Raw genomic sequence first — 16,316 nt, forward strand, 5'->3', positions numbered from 1 at the left:
ACGCCGATACACGCGATCGTGTCGGAACGAAGTCTTGGGAAGCGCCTTTCTTCTGCATCGGACGCGCCAAGGCGCGCCAGTAATGTTCAGGAGGCGCTCATGTCCATTCTCGCCTGGATCGTTCTGGGTCTCGTGGCCGGTTTCATCGCCAGCAAGCTGGTCAGCCGCAGCGGCGGCAGCCTGCTCGTCGATCTGGTGCTCGGCATCGTCGGCGCTCTGGTCGGCGGTTTCGTGTTCAACCAGTTCGGCGCCTCGGGCGTATCGGGCTTCAACCTCTACAGCCTGCTGGTGGCCACTGTCGGCGCGGTGATCGTGCTGGCCATCTATCACCTGCTGGCCGGCCGCCGCGCTCTATAGCGACGACCAGATCCCGACAGCAAAGGCGCCTTCGGCTTCGGCCGGAGGCGCTTTTCTTTTGCCGGCGATCGGGAAGCAAGGACAGGCACCCGACCGTGATCGGGCGCCTGCGGTTTGTCGTCAGTGGGCCTTGGGACTGCCCATCTCGGCCATCAGTTCGGCCTTGCGGGCTTCCAGCCGCTCGCCCATGGCCTCGAGATCCTCGTCGCTCTTCTTGGCCTGGGCGAACAGGCCGCCCGGCTGCTCCTCTTCCTTGACGTGGTGCTTGATGTACTCGCCCAGCACCTTGACCTTGGCGTCGTAGAATTCCTCGCCGGGCTCCATCGCCTCGATCTCGGCGATCAGCTTCTTGGCGCCGTCGTGCTCGACATAGGCCTCGTCCAGCAGGTCGTCCTCGACCTCGCCGCGGCTCTCCGGATAGAGGATCTCCTCCTCGATCTGGGTGTGGACCTTCAGAGCCAGGGCGATCTTGTTGAACAGGGCCAGCTTTTCGCCGTCCTTCTCCAGTTGCTCGTATTCGTCGAACATCTGCTCGACCTCCCGGTGATCGGCCTTCAGCAGGCGGATGGCCAGCGGATCGCGACGACCGGTGCGGCGCGTGCGACGCGCCGAGGCGGACTTGGACTTGGCCTTCGAGGTGGACTTGGCGGCGGCGGCCATGACTTGGCTCCCTGAATGTTGCTGCGTCCCCCGACCGGCCAAACAACCCGCGCGCGGATACAGCTGTTCCGTGCGAACAACTCTCAAGAACTCTTCGTCGGATAGTCGACACGGATCGCGCTGGCGCATTGTCCACCGGTGTCATATGCCTAGCGACAAAGATGTCGGGAGGAGACACGCCATGCACACCCCCAGCTTCGCCAGGCGACTGGCCCTGGCCGCCACCGCACTCACCGCGCTGGTCGGGGCGGCGCCGCTGCGGCTGACCGTGGCCGCCGACGCCAAGGCCGATCACCGCACCCTGCAGGCGGCCATCGACGCCCTGCCCGACACCGGCGGCGAGATCGCCATCGCGCCGGGGACCTACCGCGAGAAACTGGCCATTCCGCGCAACGGCGTGCGGCTGGTCGGCAAGGGCAAGCGGCCCCAGGACGTGGTGCTGGTCTACGGCGACGCCTCGGCGACCGTCGGCGGCACGCTGAAATCCGCCTCGGTGACGGTGTCGGGCGACGACTTCCAGGCCCGCAACCTGACCATCCAGAACGACTATCATCTCAAGAACGCCCAGCCCTCGCAGGCCGTGGCGCTGGCGCTGATGGGCGACCGGGCCCAGCTCCACAAGGTGCGCCTCCTGGGCGCGCAGGACACGCTCTACGCCGCCAGCCGCAAGGGCAGGCCGCCCAGCCGGCAGTACTTCCGCGACTGCTACGTCGAAGGTCACGTCGACTTCATCTTCGGCGACAGCAAGGCCGTTTTCGACCGCTGCACCATCCACGGCATCGCCGGCGCGACGGTGATGATCACCGCCCAGAGCAAGAACGCGCCCGAGCAGGACAGCGGCTACGTCTTCGATCGTTGCACGATCACCGCCGACCCGAAGGCGGGCGAAGTGTGGTTCGGGCGCGCCTGGCGGCCCTACGCCACCGTGGTGTTCCTGCGCACTCGGATCGACGCCGACCTGCAGCCCAAGGGGTGGCGGGAATGGACGCCGGGCAAGACCGACACCTTCAGGACGGCCTACTACGCCGAATACGCCTCGACAGGACCTGGGGCCAACCCCGCCGCGCGCGAGCCCAGCGCCCATGCCCTGGACGCGAAGACGGCGGAGCGCTGGGCGCCCCGCCGCTTTCTCGCGGGTCCGGACGGGTGGAAGCCCGACCGGCTCTAGAACGCCCCTGGCCTACTCGGCCGGAGCCGGCGCCAGTTCGTCCTGGGCGAACAGCGCCGGCGCCGGCTTGCGGGCCGACCAGCCGAAGGCGGCGATGACCAGGTAGCAGACGGCCGGCAGCAGGAAGGCCAGTCCCAGGCCGAAGTGGTCGCCCAGGAAGCCGGTGGCCGGCGGGATGATGGCGCCGCCGACGATGGCCATGCACAGCAGGCCCGAGGCCTGGGGCGTGCGATGACCCATCCCCTCGATGCCGAGGGTGAAGATGGTCGGGAACATGATCGAATTGAAGAAGCCGATGGCGATCAGCGCGTAGCCCGCCTGCGGGCCGACGCTGAAGGCCGAGACCAGGATCAGCACGATCGCGGCCAGCGAAGCCACGGTCAGCACCTTGCCCGGCGACACCTTGGCCAGGATGAACGAGCCGAAGAACCGGCCGATGGTGGCGCCGCCCCAGTACCACGCGACCATGCTGCCGGCCTTGGCCAGCGTCAGGCCCAGGGTGCTCGGCTGGCTGAGATAGGTGGTCATGTAAGTGCCGATCGCCACCTCGGCGCCGACATAGACGAAGATGCACAGCACGGCGAAGGCCAGGCGCGGATACTTCAGCATGCCCAGCATCTCGCCGACGCCGACAGCCTTCTCGGCGCGCGGGGCGGCCGGGTTCTTGCGCAGCAGCCAGAACAGCACGGCGAGAGCCAGCAGCACGCCGGCGATGATCAGATAGGGCGTCTGCACGGCCTGGGCCTGGGTGTGGCGCACGACCGCCAGCTGGGCGGCGGTCAGGGTGGCCGGATCGGGCGCCTTTTCGATGTGGCTGAGGATCAGGGCCGCGCCGACGAACGGAGCCAGGAACGTGCCGACCGAGTTCAGGAACTGGGCGAAGGTCAGGCGGGCCGAGGCGGTCTCGCTCTTGCCCAGGATGGCGACCAGCGGGTTGGCGGCCACCTGCAGGATGGTGATGCCCGAGGCCAGCACGAACAGCGCGGCCAGGAAACCCTCGTAGACGCCGGCATTGGCGGCCGGGGCGAACATCAGGCAGCCGACCATCATGATCAGCAGGCCGACGACCACGGTGCGCAGGTAGCCGACCTTGGCCAGCAGGAAGCTCGCGGGAAGCGAAACGACGGCATAGCCGATGAAGAAGGCGAACTGGGTCAGGCCGGTCTCGAAGTTGCTCAGCGAGAACAGCGACTTGAGCGCCGGCGCCACGAGGTCGACCAGGCAGGTCGAGAAGCCCCAGGCGAAGAAAAGAAGAATCACGAAGGGCAGAAGCGCCTGCCCTTTTCCGCTCGCGCCGCTTGCCGGCGCTGCGCCGCCCATGGCTGCCATCTCTGTCTCACTCCCCTGTCCGTCTTTCGCGGTAGGGCGTAGTCGCACCGAACGTGACAACGTTGTCAACCTCTAAGCCGGACGGACGGGTGTTGTGACCGGTATCAGTGAAGTGGCGTAGCCGCCTTCGGCGCCCCCTCCGGCCCTCCGGGCCACCTCCCCCAGAGGGGACTGTTGCGAAATTCGGAACGTCGAAGAACAGACCAGAATCCGTTCGAGAACAGTTCGGAATCAAAAGGGGAAAGTCGTTCTCGTTTTACCCCATTATGCAACGATCCCCCAGAGGGGGAGCTGTCGCGGAGCGACTGAGGGGGTCAGCGCAGGCACGGGCTCTCGCACTCGCGTGGACATCCACGAAAGCTGGCGGGGAGGCGCGGAGCGGCCGGGCGGAGCCCGGAGACCGTGTTTTTGTTTAGCGTTTCGGCTTCGTCGACCGCTCCGCCGCATCATTGGCTCGAAGGACCGGGGGCGTAGGTCTCTTTCAACCTTGGCCCGGCTAGCCCTCGGACGGGCAGGATCGACAGCCCCGCGGTAATCCGGCGCGGCCTCGGCTGATCCTGTTAGGCCGGTTTGAACGTTCCCGACCCTGTCTACCCGCAGGCTCGTCCAGGAAGGCTTCGTAGGGCCCCGGATCTATCCACGGACAGACCCTCTCCCGCCTTCCCCGATACGAACCAAGCGGCCCCGCTCGATGCGGTCCTCGCCACGCTTGGGCCGGTACCAAGAGCCCTCCCCATGGCGGGGACCATGTGAGTATGCGGCGGGATTTGATCCGTCTGATCCAGGCGCGTGAGAAAGTTGCAAGGGATTGGATTGGTTGGAGAGTTTTCGCTGAACGCAGAGGATGGACGGGGCTCTATCCCCTTCAACCGCCCCCAATTCCGTACCCCCCGCGTGCGCGGGGGTTTTAAGGGTGGGAAGTGCTTCCTCACCCTTTCCCCCTGATGGGGGAAGGGCTTTTGGGGAAAGCTGAGAACGCCCCCTCCGTCGCCTTTGGTGACACCTCCGCCAAAGGGGGAGGATCTACTGACGCCCAGTGCTACGCCGCGATCCTGCTGGGCGCGACGACGCGGCTGAGGACGGCGGCGGCGGCGGAGAGGCCGGTGCGGATGGACTGGTCTTCGGCGCTGTCGCCGTGAGCGCCGGCCCGGCCGGCCAGGTGCAGGCCGGCGAAGTGCAGGCGCAGGTCCAGGCCGATCATCTTCAGGTGCTCGTCGCAGGCCTCGTCATGGATCGGGTGGACCTTGCGCTGGCGCACGACCTGGGCGTCGCGGACCAATCCGGGGGCGACGAGACCCAGGCGCTGGGCTTCGCCGGCGGCCTGGGCGATCAGCGCCTGGTCGTCGGCGGTCCAGAGGACGTCGCCCTCGAAGCAGTAGTAGTCGAGCGCCAGGGCGTCGGCATCGAGCGCGCGGACGCGGGCGGCCTTGATCGCGGCGCCGTGGATCTCGGCCAGGGCCGGCGCGCGGCGACGGCCGGGCGTGGCGTTGAAGGCCACTGTCACCTGGTCGCGATACATCAGTTCGCAGGCGTGGAAGAGGCTGATCGGGGTGGGCGTCAGGGCGCCCATCAGCTCCCGCAGCGGCATGGTGGAGATCACCTGGTCGGCGGTGAAGACTTCCTCGGCGCCGTCGGGCGCCAGGGTCGACACGGTCCAGACGCCGCTGGCCCGGTCGCGCCGCAGGCTCGCGACCTTGCGTTCAAGGCGGATCTCGCCGCCGGCCTGGGCGATCGCCTCGGCGCAGGCCTTCCACAGCTGTCCCGTACCCTGGCGCGGCCTGACGCCGGCCTCGGAGCGGAAGCTCGGGCAGGCCGGCTGGGCGGGAGTGTCCTCGGGACGCAGGGCCCAGAGCTTCTCGGCATAGGCGCTGAGGCGGCGGGCGACGCGTCGGCCAAAGCGCCGGGTCAGCCACTCGCCGAGGGTCTTGGAGCTGGCGATGGGACGCAGCTTGGCGCTGATCAGCGCGCCCAGCGCCGCGCCGGGCTGGCCGCGCGCCGCGGCCCCCTCGCCTTCCAGGCGCATGGCGCCGGGAGCGATTTCCAGGTCGTCGGGCAGCAGCGCCGTCCAGAAGGCGCGGATGGCCGGATCGGCGGACGACAGGCGACGTCCCGACACGTCGAGCCGGAAGCCGTCGAACGACAGCGTGCGCGCCGCGCCGCCGACGCCGCCCTGGGCTTCGAGCACGGTCACGGTGCGTCCGGCGCGCGCCAGCACGTGGGCGGCCGAAAGCCCGGCGGGCCCGGCCCCGATCACCAGCGTCTCGACGTGTTCGCCCATGTTCCCGCTCCCCGAATTCAGGCTTCGAGGATCGGCCGACAAGGTTAAGAACATCGTTCAGAAACACCCTGCCCAAGGCCAAAGCGAGGCCTTGGGACGCTATGTCGCGGGCGGGGTTCTCAGGCCAGCTGATCCCCGACCGGCAGGCTGCGGATGCGCTTGCCGGTGGCGGCGAAGATGGCGTTGCACAGGGCCGCCGGCGCGGGCGGCAGAACCGGTTCGCCCAGACCCGTGGGACGGTTGTCGCTGAGCAGGTAGTGGACCTCGATCGGCGGGGTCTGGCTCATCCGCAGCAGCGGGAAGTCGCCAAAGTTGCTCTCCACCGCCGCGCCGTTCTCGAAGGTGATCTTCTGATGCAGCGTGCTGCCGATGGCGTCGAGGATCGAGCCCTGCACCTGATGGTCGGCGCCGCTGGGATTGATGATCTGGCGACCGACGTCGGCGGCGACCCAGACCTTCTCGACCTTGACCTTGCCCTTCGCGACCGAGACCTCCATGACCACGGCCACATAGCCCAGGTGGCTGAAGTGGCAGGCGACGCCCAGCCCCCTCCCCTTGGTCGGCTTGCGGCCCCAGCCTGACTTCTCGGCGACTAGGTCGAGCACGCCGCGCATGCGGCCGGTGTGGAAGCTGTCGTTCTGGCCTTCCGGGCCGATCAGGCGCGGCTCGCCCAAGAGCTTGCGACGAAACTCCACCGGGTCGGCCTTGGCGGCCAGGGCCACCTCGTCGGTGAACGACTGGATGACGAAGCCGAAGGCGTTGTTGCCCGGCGCGCGCAGCGGGCCGGTCGGGACGCCCAGCGGCATCACCGAGACGTCGTGCTGGTAGTTGGCCACCGCGCCGGCCGGGAACTGGGTGGAGTTCATGCCGCCCGAGCGCACGAAGGTCTCGCCCTCGCCAAAGCTGACGAAGTGGTCGCGCCAGGCGACGAGGTCGCCCTTGGCGTCGAGGCCGGCGGTGAAGTTGTGCCAGCCGCCGGGGCGATAGAAGTCGTGCTGGATGTCGTCCTCGCGGGTCCAGATCAGCTGGACCGGAGCGTCGACCTTGCTGGCGATGAAGGCGGCCTCGACCATGTAGTCGTTGATCAGCCGCCGGCCGAAGCCGCCGCCGCAGCGGACCAGGTGGATCGTGACGTTCTCGGGCGGGACGTTCAGCGTCCTGGCGACCAGGGCGCGGCCAGGCTCGGGGTTCTGGGTCGGGGCCCAGATCTCGACCTTGCCGTCCTTGACCCGGGCCGTGCAGTTCTGCGGCTCCAGCGGCGCGTGGGCGATGAAGGGATAGTCGTAGGCGGCCTCGACGACCTTGGCCGCGCCCTTCAGGGCGGCGGCGACGTCGCCGTCGGCGCGGGCCACGCGCTGGGGCGGCCCCTTGGCGAGCTCGGCGGCCCTGGCGGCCAACGAGGCGGTGCTCTGGGCGCTGGTCGGATGGTCGGCCCAGGCGGCGTCGAGCGCGTTGCGGCCCCGGCGGGCGGCCCACCAGCTGCTCGCCACGACCGCGACGCCGGGCAGCAGGCCGTCCAGCGCCGTCCCGCCCTCGACCACGAAGGCGTCGCGCACGCCCTTGACCGCCTTGGCGGCGGCCAGGTCGGCCGAGGCGACCTTGGCCCCGTAGGTCGGGGCCTTGAGGTAGGTGGCGTAGACCATGCCCGGCAGCCGCACGTCGACGCCGAACAGCGGCTTGCCGGTGACGATGGCGTCGGTGTCGGTCTGGACGTGGCTCTTGCCGATGATGCGGAAGGTCTTGGGATCCTTCAGGACCAGGGTCTTGAGATCGGGCGGAGCGACGGCGGCGGCCGCCTGCGCCAACTCGCCATAGCCCAGCTTGCGGCCACTGGCGGCGTGGACGACGCGGCCAGGCTCGGTGGAGAGCTCTGAGGCCGGAACGTTCAGCCTGGCGGAGGCGGCCTGGATCAGCATCCAGCGGCCGGCGGCGCCGACGCGGCGCATGCCGTCCCATTCCAGCGTGGTGGCCATCGAGCCGCCGGCCACTTGGCGGCCATAGATCTTGGTGTCGGCCAGGGCCTGCTCGACGATCACGTCTTCCCAGGCGACGTCCAGCTCCTCGGCGATGATCATCGGCAGGGCCGTGCGCATGCCCTGCCCCACTTCCGGGATCTTGGAGGCGATCGTCGCCTTACCGTCCGGCGACAGCTTCAGATAGGCGCCGAGCGTGGCCGGGCCGGCGGCGCGGGCTTGGCTCTCCAGGCCGAACGACAGCAGCAGTCCGCCGCCGGCGGCGCTCGAGGCGGCTAGGAACAGGCGGCGCGACAGGACGGGAGCATTCATGGTGTTCACGCCTCCGCCTGGCCGGAGGCCGACTTGATGGCCTTGCGGATCCGCGGATAGGTGGCGCAGCGGCAGAGGTTGCCGTCCATGGCCGCGTCGATCTGCGCGTCCGTCGGCTTGGGCGTGGCGGCCAGCAGCGCCGCGGCCGACATGATCTGGCCGGCCTGGCAGTAGCCGCACTGGGGCACGTCGAGGGTCTTCCAGGCTTCCTGGACCCTGGCGCCGACCGGGTTGGCGGCGATCCCCTCGATGGTGGTCACCGCCCTGGCGCCGACGCGCGAGACCGGCGTCACGCAGGCCCGCACCGGAACGCCGTCGAGATGGACCGTGCAGGCGCCGCATTGGGCCACGCCGCAGCCGTACTTGGTTCCCACCAGGTCCAGCAGGTCGCGCAGCACCCACAGCAACGGCGTGCTGGGCTCGGTATCGACCGTATGGGCGGATCCGTTGACCGTCAGGGTGTAGGCCATGCGCGCGACTCCGAGGGTTGCGGAGTCATCTTGCCGCAACCCGCCCGGCCTGCCGAGCGCCATGCGGCGGAGCCTGGTTTTGTCACAAAAGTTTCACGAAGGGCTTGAACGGCCGCCGCTTCCGTGGTTCCGGTCCGGCCAATGCGCGGATGCTCCCGATACGGACGTCCGCGTTTTTCGTTCCGCCGCTTCGAACAGAGGATGAAGCGACATGCTGGGTTTGTTCCGGGCGATCATGCCCAAGGAAGACCGGTTCTTCGACCTTTTCTCCCAGCACGCCGCGACGCTTGTGGCCGGCTCCAAGGCGCTCAGCGACCTGATGAGCGGCGCCGACAGCATCGAGTCGGCCACCCAACGGGTGAACCAGCACGAGGAAGAGGCCGACGAGGTCACCCGCCAGGTGATGCAGGCCGTCCGCCGCAGCTTCATCACGCCCTTCGACCGTAGCGACATCCAGGACCTGACGACGTCGCTGGACGACGCCATCGACCAGATGCGCAAGACGGCCAAGGTGGTCAGCCTGTTCGAGGTGACGACCTTCGAGCCGCAGATGAAGGCCATGGCGCAGATCATCGTCCAGGCCGCCGACCTGACGGCCGAGGCCGTGTCGCTGCTGCCGAAGATGCGCCACAACGCCCAGCGCCTTTCCGACCTGGCCGTGAAGATCACCCAGATCGAGGAACAGGCCGACCAGATGTACGACATCGGCCGCAAGGAGCTGTTCCTGGCCCACCGCGAGAAGGACCCGATGGCCTTCATCGTCGGCATCGACATCTACAGCCACCTGGAAAAGGTCGTCGACCGCTTCGAGGACGTGGCCAACCGCATCAGCGGCATCGTGGTCGAGCAGGTCTAAGGGGCCCGCGCCGTGGATCCCACCTTCCTCATCCTGGTGTTCCTGGTGGTCGTCGCCCTGGCGTTCGACTTCCTGAACGGCCTGCACGACGCGGCCAACTCGATCGCCACCATCGTCTCGACCCGCGTGCTGTCGGCGCGCTGGGCGGTGATCTGGGCGGCCTTCTTCAACTTCATCGCCTTCCTGTTCTTCGGCCTGCACGTGGCCAAGATGGTCGGTTCGGGCATCGTCGACCCGCACATCATCAGCGACCGCCTGATCTTCGCCGCCCTGATGGGCGCGATCAGCTGGAACCTGCTGACCTGGTGGTTGGGCATCCCGTCCTCGAGCTCGCACGCCCTGATCGGCGGGCTGGTCGGCGCGGCCATCGCCAAGGTCGGCGGCCTCTCCGCCATCCAGTGGGCAGGCCTGGGCAAGACCACGGCCGGCATCGTGGTGTCGCCCACGGTCGGTTTCGTGCTGGCGCTGGTGCTGGTGCTGGTCGTGTCCTGGACCTTCCTGAAGAGCTCGCCGTTCTTCGCCGACCGGGTGTTCCGCAAGCTGCAGTTCGTCTCGGCGGCGCTCTATAGCCTGGGCCACGGCGGCAACGACGCCCAGAAGACCATGGGCATCATCGCCGCCCTGCTGTTCGCACACGGCGCCACCAACGAGCCGGGCCACATCCCGTTTTGGGTGGTGATCGCCTGTCAGGCGGCCATGGGCTTCGGCACCCTGTTCGGCGGCTGGCGGATCGTGCACACCATGGGCAGCAAGATCACCCGCCTGACCCCGATGCAGGGCTTCTGCGCGGAAACCGGCGGGGCGATCACCTTGTTCCTGGCGACGCATATCGGCGTTCCGGTATCGACGACTCACACGATCACTGGCGCTATTGTCGGCGTCGGGGCTTCGCGTCGGGTCTCGGCGGTGCGCTGGGGCGTGGCCAAGAACATCGTCGTCGCCTGGGTGATCACCCTCCCGGCGGCGGCGCTGACCGCGGCGGTGTTCTACTATCTCGGGTTCTGGATGCGGTGACGAACGGGACGGTCAAGCAGACCGGCGGGGCCAAGGGCGGCGGCAAGCGTCGCCAGGTCGCCGCCCTGCCCTGGCGCGGCGAAGGGGCCGACCAGCAGATCCTGCTCGTCTCGTCGCGCGAGACGCGTCGCTGGGTGATCCCCAAGGGCTGGCCGATGAAGGACAGGCTGGATCACCAGGCCGCCGCCCAGGAGGCCTACGAGGAGGCCGGTCTCGACGGCGAGATCGTCGAGACGGCCTTCGGCGAGTACGAGTACCTCAAGCGCCTGAAGAGCGGCGCCGGCCGGCTGGTCAAGGTCGACGTCTTTCCGATGAAGGTGACCGGCGAGCACGCCGCCTGGCCGGAGAAGGGCCAGCGGACCCTAAAGTGGATGACGCCGGTCGAGGCGGCCCTGGCGGTTCAGGAGCCGCAGCTGCGCGACCTGATCGCCCGCTTCGCGGGCGTGGGCCTGCCGCAGGAGGAGCGTCCGGAGACCGCGCCGGCCCCCACCCCCGTACGGGTCGCCCTGCAACGCCTGCGCCGTCGCGTCACGGCGCTCTGGGGGCGCGCCCGCCGCCGGGGCTGATCCCTCTCGACAACCGCTCGCCCGGAACGTAATGTTCTCATTATGTTCACTTGAGGCGAGCGCATGCAGCTGTCCCTCCACCTCGCCCGATCGCCGCTGGAGGACGCGCGCGACGTGCTGCTGGCCGCTTTCGGCCCCCAGCGCCCCAAGGCGCGGATGGACCCGGTCTCGCAGCTGGTGAAGTCGTCGATCAGCCATCGCACGCTGGACGCGGTGTCCTGGGCGGCGTTCCTTCGCCTGCAGGGGGAGTTCCGCACCTGGGAGGACCTGGCCGGGGCCGAACCAGCCCAGGTGCTGGCGCTGATCGCCGACGTCACCCACGCCGAGGACAAGGCCCGCCGGCTGCCGATGGCGCTGCGGATGATCCAGGAGCGCATCGGCTGGCTGTCGCTGAGCCACCTGCGCAACCTCACCGTCGAACAGGCGCGGCACGAACTGCGCGCCCTGCCCGGCGTCGGCCAGAAAGTGGCCGCCAGCGTGCTCAACTTCAGCTCCCTGGCCATGCGCGACCTGGTGGTCGACAGCCACGTGCATCGCACCGCCCAGCGTCTGGGCCTGGTCGGTCCGGGCGATCCGACCCACAGCTATCACGCGCTGATGGCCCTGGCGCCCGACGCGTGGACCGCCGACGACCTCTTCGAGCTGCATTGCCTGATGAAGCACGGCCTGGGGCAGCTGGTCTGCAGTCACGACGCGCCAAAGTGCGGGGCTTGCCCGATGAAGGCCCAATGCCGCCGCGTCGGCGTCGAAGGCGCGACGGTGCTTGCCTGGCGGCCGCGCGCCAGCTGAAGCCAGCGAACTGAACCGAACGCGGCGCCGCGCGCTGGCGAAGGATGGATGTTCGCATCGGCACGGCCGGCTGGAGCTTTCCGCGGGCGCTGGAGATGTTTCCGGCCGAAGGAACCGGGCTGGAGCGCTACGCGGCCGTGTTCGACTGCGTGGAGATCAACTCGTCCTTCTACCGGCCGCACCAGCGCAAGACCTACGAGCGCTGGGCCGCCAGCACGCCCGAAAACTTCCGGTTCGCGGTGAAGGCGCCCAGGACGATCACCCACGAGCGGCGGCTGGCGGAGACCGGCGACCTGATGGCGCGCTTTCTGGACGAGACTAGCGGCCTGGGCGCCAAGCGAGGGCCGCTGTTGATCCAGCTGCCGTCCAGTCTCGGGTTTGAAACCGGCGTCGTCGAGCGGTTCCTGGCGGACTGGCGCCGTCGCACCCAAGCGGCCACGATGCTGGAACCGCGTCATTCCACGTGGTTCGCGCCGGAGGCCGAGGCGCTGCTGGCGTCGTTCGACGTGGCGCGTGTCGCGGCTGATCCCGCGATCGCGCCGCAGGCCGCCGAGCCGGGCGGCTCGCCCAGCCTCGTCTATCGGCGCTGGCACGGCTCGCCCGTGATCTACGAAAGTCCCTACCCGCCGAAGGTGCTGGACGGCCTGGCGGCGCGGCTGGCGGTCGAGGCTGGGACGGCCGACACCTGGTGCGTCTTCGACAATACCAAGTTCGGCATGGCGACGAGCGACGCCCTCGGCCTGCTCGAGCGGCTTGGCCGCCGTCCGGGATGACAGGCGCGGTGTTTCGAGGCAGTCAGAAGGGACCCGCTCGCCCATCGCCAGCCGAGAGCTTCCCATGACCCAGCAAGCCGCCGCATCGACGCCCGACGCCGCCATGATGGCCGCTCCCGAGGCTCTGGCGCGCTTTCTGGAGACCCTCGACGCGCGCCTGCTGGACGGCGTGTTCTCGGCCGGCGAGGTGACGATCCTGGAGAACTTCGCGCCGCACGTGTTCCTGGGGCAGGAAGGGCTGGCCCGATGGCGGGGGATCATGACCGGCCATGTCGGCGCGATCGGCGAACTGCGGCACGAATTCGGCGCGCCGCAGGACTTCGCGCTGACCGACGAGATCGTGTACTTCACCCTGCCGACGCACTGGACCGGGGTCCGCGATGGGCGACGGTTCGAGGAACTGGGCGGCTGGAGCTTCGTGCAGGCGCGCGAGGACGGCGGCTGGCGGGTCCGGTCCTACGGCTGGGCGGTCGTCAGCTTCGACTGGCTGGACTGAGCGGCCTGACGGCCCTAGACCCGCCCCGCCAGCTGCGTGAAGGTCTTCACGCCGATCGGATAGCGTCGCCAGGCGCCGAAGTCGAAATGCCACCACTCCTCGGGATAGACCTCGAAGCCCTGGGCGACCATGGCGTCGCGCAGCATGCCCCGCAGCGCGCGCTGCCTGGCCGTCCCGCCGGCGAAGTCGGCGTAGGAGCGTGTGGACATCTCGTCGTAGCGGCTGGGCATCTCGACGACCGCGCCGGTCGCAAGGTCGTGCAGCGTCAGGTCGACCGCGCAGCCTCGGTTGTGGCGCGAGCCCTTGGCCGGATCGGCGACGACGACGCGGCTGGCGGGCGGCGTCGCTTCCCAGAACATCCAGGTGACGAACCAGGGGCGATAGGCGTCGTGGATGGTCAGGCCGTAGCCCTGCCCGGCGAGCGCCTTGGCCGCGCGGCCCAGCGCCTCGGCGGCCGGGCGCTGCAGCCAGGCGGCCGGTCGTTCGTAGAGCTTCAGGCCCATGAAGTTGTCGCGGCCGGCATAGCGGATGTCGAACCGGAAGCCGGGCCCGACCGTCGCCAGGTTGACGAGATCGGCGGGCAGGAAATCGCCCGTCTCCGTCGGCGGCGTCGCGGCCAGGGCGCGCTCGCGCAGGATCCTGGAATCGGCGCGGACGGCGCGGCGGATGCCGGCCTGCACCTCGGCGCCGAAATCGCGGCGCGGCAGGACGGCGCCGTCCAGCCGGACGCCCCGCGCCGTGACCAGGAGCTCGCCGCCGCCCTCGACGGCGTAGCGGCTCGCGGCGAGGGGAGAGAGCCGACGCGGCGGCCGGCCGTAGGCGAAGACGGCCAGCTGGCCGTCGCCGGTCTCGAAGACCGTCAGCGGAGCCTCTGGCGCGCCGTACTGGGCGACGAGCGACAGGTCCGCGGCCGCCAGGGCCGCGCCGGGCGCGAGGCCGGAGGCCAGAACGCCGGCGGCGACGGTTCGACGGGTCTGCCGCATCGTCGCCGCCCTGCCCCTACTTCATCGTCGGGATGACGAAGGCGCTGTCCTCGACGTCGCCTTCTGGCCAGCGGGCCGTAACCGTCTTGACCTTGGTGTAGAACTTCACGCCCTCGACGCCGTGCTGGTTGGTGTCGCCGAACGCGCTGCGCTTCCAGCCGCCGAAGGTGTGATACGCCACTGGCACCGGGATCGGCACGTTGATGCCGACCATGCCGACGTTCACCCGGGCGGCGAATTCGCGGGCGGCGCGGCCGTTGCGGGTGAAAATGGCGACGCCGTTGCCGTACTGGTGCTCGGACGGCAAGCTGATCGCCTCCTCGAAGCTCTCGGCGCGGACCATCTGCAGGACCGGGCCGAAGATCTCTTCCTGATAGGTCTTCATGCCCTTCTCGACGCCGTCGAACAGCGACGGGCCGATGAAGAAGCCCTTCTCGAAGCCCTGCAGGTGGAAGTCGCGGCCATCGACCACCAGTTCGGCGCCTTCGTCGACGCCGATCTGGATGTAGTCGGCGATCTTGGCGCGGTGCTGGGCGCTGACCACCGGGCCGTAGTGGGCGGCCGCGTCGGTGGAGATGCCGACCTTCAGGGTGTCGATCTCGGCGACCAGGCGCTCGCGCAGCTCGTCGCCGGTCTTCCTGCCCACGGGAACCACGACCGGCAGGGCCATGCAACGCTCGCCGGCCGAGCCGAAGGCCGCGCCCGACAGGTCCTTGACCACCTGGTCGAGATCCGCGTCGGGCAGGACGATGCCATGGTTCTTGGCGCCGCCCATGGCCTGGACGCGCTTACCGTGCGCCGTGCCGGTCTGGTAGACGTAGTGGGCGATGTCGGAGCTGCCCACGAAGCTGACCGCGCGGATCAGCGGGTGGGTCAGGATGGCGTCGACGGCGCCCTTGTCGCCGTGGATCACGTTGAGCACGCCCTCGGGGGCGCCGGCCTCCATCATCAGTTCGGCCAGCTTCACCGGAACCGTGGGATCCTTCTCCGACGGCTTGAGGATGAAGCTGTTGCCGACCGCGATGGCGATGCCGAACATCCACATCGGGATCATGGCCGGGAAGTTGAACGGGGTGATGCCCGCGCAGACGCCCAGGGGCTGACGCATCGAATAGACGTCGATGCCGGGGCCCGCGCCTTCCGTGTATTCGCCCTTCAGGATGTGCGGGATGCCGCAAGCAAATTCAATGACTTCCAGGCCGCGCTGAATGTCACCCTTGCTGTCGGCGATGACCTTGCCGTGCTCGGACGACAGGATCTCGGCCAGGCCGTTCATGTCGCGCTCGATCAGGCGCTTGAACTCGAACATCACCCGGGCGCGGCGCTGCGGGTTGGTGGCGGCCCAGCCGATCTGCGCCTTCGCGGCGGCCTGCACGGCGGCGTCGATCTCGCCATCGGTGGCGAACTGGACGCGGGCCTGGACCTCGCCGGTGTTGGGATTGAAGACGTCGCCGAAGCGCCCCGAGGCGCCATTGAAGGCTTGGCCGTTCACGAAATGGGCGATGTCTCGCATGATGCGCTCCCTAACGCTGTTTTTCGGCGTCATTAGCATCCGAGAAACGGCGCGTATCGTGGAAAATCTATCCCCGCCCTACTCGGCGTCCACATGCACCCGGCGGAACCGGCCCTGCAGATAGACCAGCGGCTCGTGGTCGGGATCGTAGCGCAGCTTGACCACCCGCCCGACATAGACCCGGTGGTCGCCGGCATCGAAGACGTGGTGGGTCTCGCATTCGAAATTGGCCATGCAGCCGGGCAGGATCGGCACGCCGGTGCGCCACGTCTCGGTCTCGACGCCGGCGAAGCGGTCGGTGTCCTTCTGGACGAACTGACGGGCCAGGGCCTGGTGGTCGGCGTGCAGCACGTTGACGGCGAAGCGTCCCGCCGCGTCCAGCGCCGGCAGGCTGGACGACTTCAGATCGACGCAGACCAGGGCCAGCGGCGGATCCAGCGACACCGAGGTGAAGGAATTGGCCGTCAGACCGACGCGGCGGTCGTCCTCGCCCAGCGTCGTGACGACGGTGACCCCCGTGGTGAAGCACCCGAAAGCGTTGCGCAGGGCGCGGGCGTCGTGCGCGCCGCCCTCCCCCAGTTCGATCGTGACCGCCTGACTCATCGTGACCAAGCTGTGGGGCAAACCGGCCGCCTGGGCAAGGCGCGATCAGGTGCGGCGGACTTCGGGGCCCGCGCGTGGGCGTACAATGAAGTTTTTGCTTACTTGCTGATCAGTCGCGCCCGCTCGCGACCTGGGCGATCAGGCGCCCCTGACGCCGTCGTTCGCCGGCGAGACCG

Annotated in this window: 16 protein-coding genes; 8 read left to right on the plus strand and 8 right to left on the minus strand. The window is 69.0% G+C overall.

Annotated elements, in window-relative coordinates:
* The first annotated feature begins 99 nt into the window (after nt 1-99).
* Entirely contained in the window at nt 100-357 is a 258-nt protein-coding gene (locus C1707_RS18315; protein WP_101713103.1) for a GlsB/YeaQ/YmgE family stress response membrane protein, read from the plus strand.
* A gap of 120 nt (nt 358-477) precedes the next feature.
* Here the strand turns inward: C1707_RS18315 and C1707_RS18320 are convergent, their stop codons facing one another.
* The gene (locus C1707_RS18320) at nt 478-1,017 is read right to left on the minus strand and encodes a hemerythrin domain-containing protein (protein ID WP_101713104.1); all 540 of its coding nucleotides are present in this window, start codon (nt 1,015-1,017) and stop codon (nt 478-480) included.
* A gap of 181 nt (nt 1,018-1,198) precedes the next feature.
* Here C1707_RS18320 and C1707_RS18325 point away from each other — a divergent pair, with 181 nt between their 5' ends.
* Nucleotides 1,199-2,185: a pectinesterase family protein gene (locus C1707_RS18325; protein ID WP_101713105.1), complete on the plus strand. Its 987-nt coding sequence runs from the start codon at nt 1,199-1,201 to the stop codon at nt 2,183-2,185.
* A gap of 12 nt (nt 2,186-2,197) precedes the next feature.
* On the opposite strand, the gene C1707_RS18330 is transcribed toward C1707_RS18325, so the two are convergent.
* From C1707_RS18330 to C1707_RS18345, 4 genes are all read right to left on the minus strand, one after another.
* Nucleotides 2,198-3,445, minus strand: a complete 1,248-nt coding sequence (locus C1707_RS18330; protein WP_240633739.1) for a sugar MFS transporter — start codon at nt 3,443-3,445, stop codon at nt 2,198-2,200.
* Between the two features lie 1,108 nt (nt 3,446-4,553).
* On the minus strand, nt 4,554-5,792 hold the full coding sequence (locus C1707_RS18335; RefSeq protein WP_164467389.1) for an FAD-dependent oxidoreductase: 1,239 nt from the start codon (nt 5,790-5,792) through the stop codon (nt 4,554-4,556).
* 119 nt (nt 5,793-5,911) lie between these two features.
* The gene (locus C1707_RS18340) at nt 5,912-8,077 is read right to left on the minus strand and encodes a xanthine dehydrogenase family protein molybdopterin-binding subunit (protein WP_101715498.1); all 2,166 of its coding nucleotides are present in this window, start codon (nt 8,075-8,077) and stop codon (nt 5,912-5,914) included.
* Between the two features lie 5 nt (nt 8,078-8,082).
* A complete protein-coding gene (locus C1707_RS18345) occupies nt 8,083-8,547 on the minus strand; it encodes a (2Fe-2S)-binding protein (protein ID WP_101715489.1) in 465 nt (154 codons plus the stop codon).
* A 211-nt stretch (nt 8,548-8,758) separates the two neighbouring features.
* Between C1707_RS18345 and C1707_RS18350 the strand changes: the two genes are divergently transcribed.
* From C1707_RS18350 to C1707_RS18375, 6 genes are all read left to right on the plus strand, one after another.
* A complete protein-coding gene (locus tag C1707_RS18350) occupies nt 8,759-9,403 on the plus strand; it encodes a DUF47 domain-containing protein (RefSeq protein ID WP_101715488.1) in 645 nt (214 codons plus the stop codon).
* A 12-nt stretch (nt 9,404-9,415) separates the two neighbouring features.
* The gene (locus tag C1707_RS18355) at nt 9,416-10,417 is read left to right on the plus strand and encodes an inorganic phosphate transporter (RefSeq protein WP_101715487.1); all 1,002 of its coding nucleotides are present in this window, start codon (nt 9,416-9,418) and stop codon (nt 10,415-10,417) included.
* On the plus strand, nt 10,414-10,983 hold the full coding sequence (locus tag C1707_RS18360; protein ID WP_101715486.1) for an NUDIX hydrolase: 570 nt from the start codon (nt 10,414-10,416) through the stop codon (nt 10,981-10,983). Before C1707_RS18355 ends, C1707_RS18360 begins: the two co-directional genes overlap by 4 nt.
* 63 nt (nt 10,984-11,046) lie before the next feature.
* Nucleotides 11,047-11,772 carry an endonuclease III domain-containing protein gene (locus C1707_RS18365; RefSeq protein ID WP_101715485.1) on the plus strand — a complete coding sequence of 242 codons (726 nt, stop codon included), beginning with the start codon at nt 11,047-11,049 and terminating at the stop codon, nt 11,770-11,772.
* 44 nt (nt 11,773-11,816) lie between these two features.
* Complete coding sequence (locus C1707_RS18370) at nt 11,817-12,545, plus strand: DUF72 domain-containing protein (protein WP_101715484.1); 729 nt, start codon at nt 11,817-11,819, stop codon at nt 12,543-12,545.
* Between the two features lie 64 nt (nt 12,546-12,609).
* Complete coding sequence (locus C1707_RS18375) at nt 12,610-13,041, plus strand: hypothetical protein (RefSeq protein ID WP_101715483.1); 432 nt, start codon at nt 12,610-12,612, stop codon at nt 13,039-13,041.
* Between the two features lie 14 nt (nt 13,042-13,055).
* On the opposite strand, the gene C1707_RS18380 is transcribed toward C1707_RS18375, so the two are convergent.
* From C1707_RS18380 to C1707_RS18390, 3 genes are all read right to left on the minus strand, one after another.
* The gene (locus tag C1707_RS18380; RefSeq protein WP_101715482.1) at nt 13,056-14,024 is read right to left on the minus strand and encodes a M15 family metallopeptidase; all 969 of its coding nucleotides are present in this window, start codon (nt 14,022-14,024) and stop codon (nt 13,056-13,058) included.
* A 16-nt stretch (nt 14,025-14,040) separates the two neighbouring features.
* Nucleotides 14,041-15,537 (minus strand): CoA-acylating methylmalonate-semialdehyde dehydrogenase, encoded by a 1,497-nt coding sequence (locus C1707_RS18385; RefSeq protein WP_101715481.1) that lies wholly within the window; start codon nt 15,535-15,537, stop codon nt 14,041-14,043.
* Between the two features lie 78 nt (nt 15,538-15,615).
* A complete protein-coding gene (locus tag C1707_RS18390; RefSeq protein ID WP_101715480.1) occupies nt 15,616-16,140 on the minus strand; it encodes a flavin reductase family protein in 525 nt (174 codons plus the stop codon).
* Between the last annotated feature and the right edge of the window lie 176 nt (nt 16,141-16,316).

Source organism: Caulobacter flavus, assembly GCF_003722335.1.
Lineage (GTDB): Bacteria > Pseudomonadota > Alphaproteobacteria > Caulobacterales > Caulobacteraceae > Caulobacter > Caulobacter flavus.

Coding starts and splice junctions, on each gene's coding strand:
- C1707_RS18340 (WP_101715498.1), bottom strand. CDS start 8,077: ATGAATGCTCCCGTCCTGTCGCGCCGCCTGTTCCTAGCCGCCTCGAGC.
- C1707_RS18320 (WP_101713104.1), bottom strand. CDS start 1,017: ATGGCCGCCGCCGCCAAGTCCACCTCGAAGGCCAAGTCCAAGTCCGCC.
- C1707_RS18380 (WP_101715482.1), bottom strand. CDS start 14,024: ATGCGGCAGACCCGTCGAACCGTCGCCGCCGGCGTTCTGGCCTCCGGC.
- C1707_RS18390 (WP_101715480.1), bottom strand. CDS start 16,140: ATGAGTCAGGCGGTCACGATCGAACTGGGGGAGGGCGGCGCGCACGAC.
- C1707_RS18385 (WP_101715481.1), bottom strand. CDS start 15,537: ATGCGAGACATCGCCCATTTCGTGAACGGCCAAGCCTTCAATGGCGCC.
- C1707_RS18335 (WP_164467389.1), bottom strand. CDS start 5,792: ATGGGCGAACACGTCGAGACGCTGGTGATCGGGGCCGGGCCCGCCGGG.
- C1707_RS18325 (WP_101713105.1), top strand. CDS start 1,199: ATGCACACCCCCAGCTTCGCCAGGCGACTGGCCCTGGCCGCCACCGCA.
- C1707_RS18315 (WP_101713103.1), top strand. CDS start 100: ATGTCCATTCTCGCCTGGATCGTTCTGGGTCTCGTGGCCGGTTTCATC.
- C1707_RS18350 (WP_101715488.1), top strand. CDS start 8,759: ATGCTGGGTTTGTTCCGGGCGATCATGCCCAAGGAAGACCGGTTCTTC.
- C1707_RS18370 (WP_101715484.1), top strand. CDS start 11,817: ATGGATGTTCGCATCGGCACGGCCGGCTGGAGCTTTCCGCGGGCGCTG.
- C1707_RS18345 (WP_101715489.1), bottom strand. CDS start 8,547: ATGGCCTACACCCTGACGGTCAACGGATCCGCCCATACGGTCGATACC.
- C1707_RS18365 (WP_101715485.1), top strand. CDS start 11,047: ATGCAGCTGTCCCTCCACCTCGCCCGATCGCCGCTGGAGGACGCGCGC.
- C1707_RS18375 (WP_101715483.1), top strand. CDS start 12,610: ATGACCCAGCAAGCCGCCGCATCGACGCCCGACGCCGCCATGATGGCC.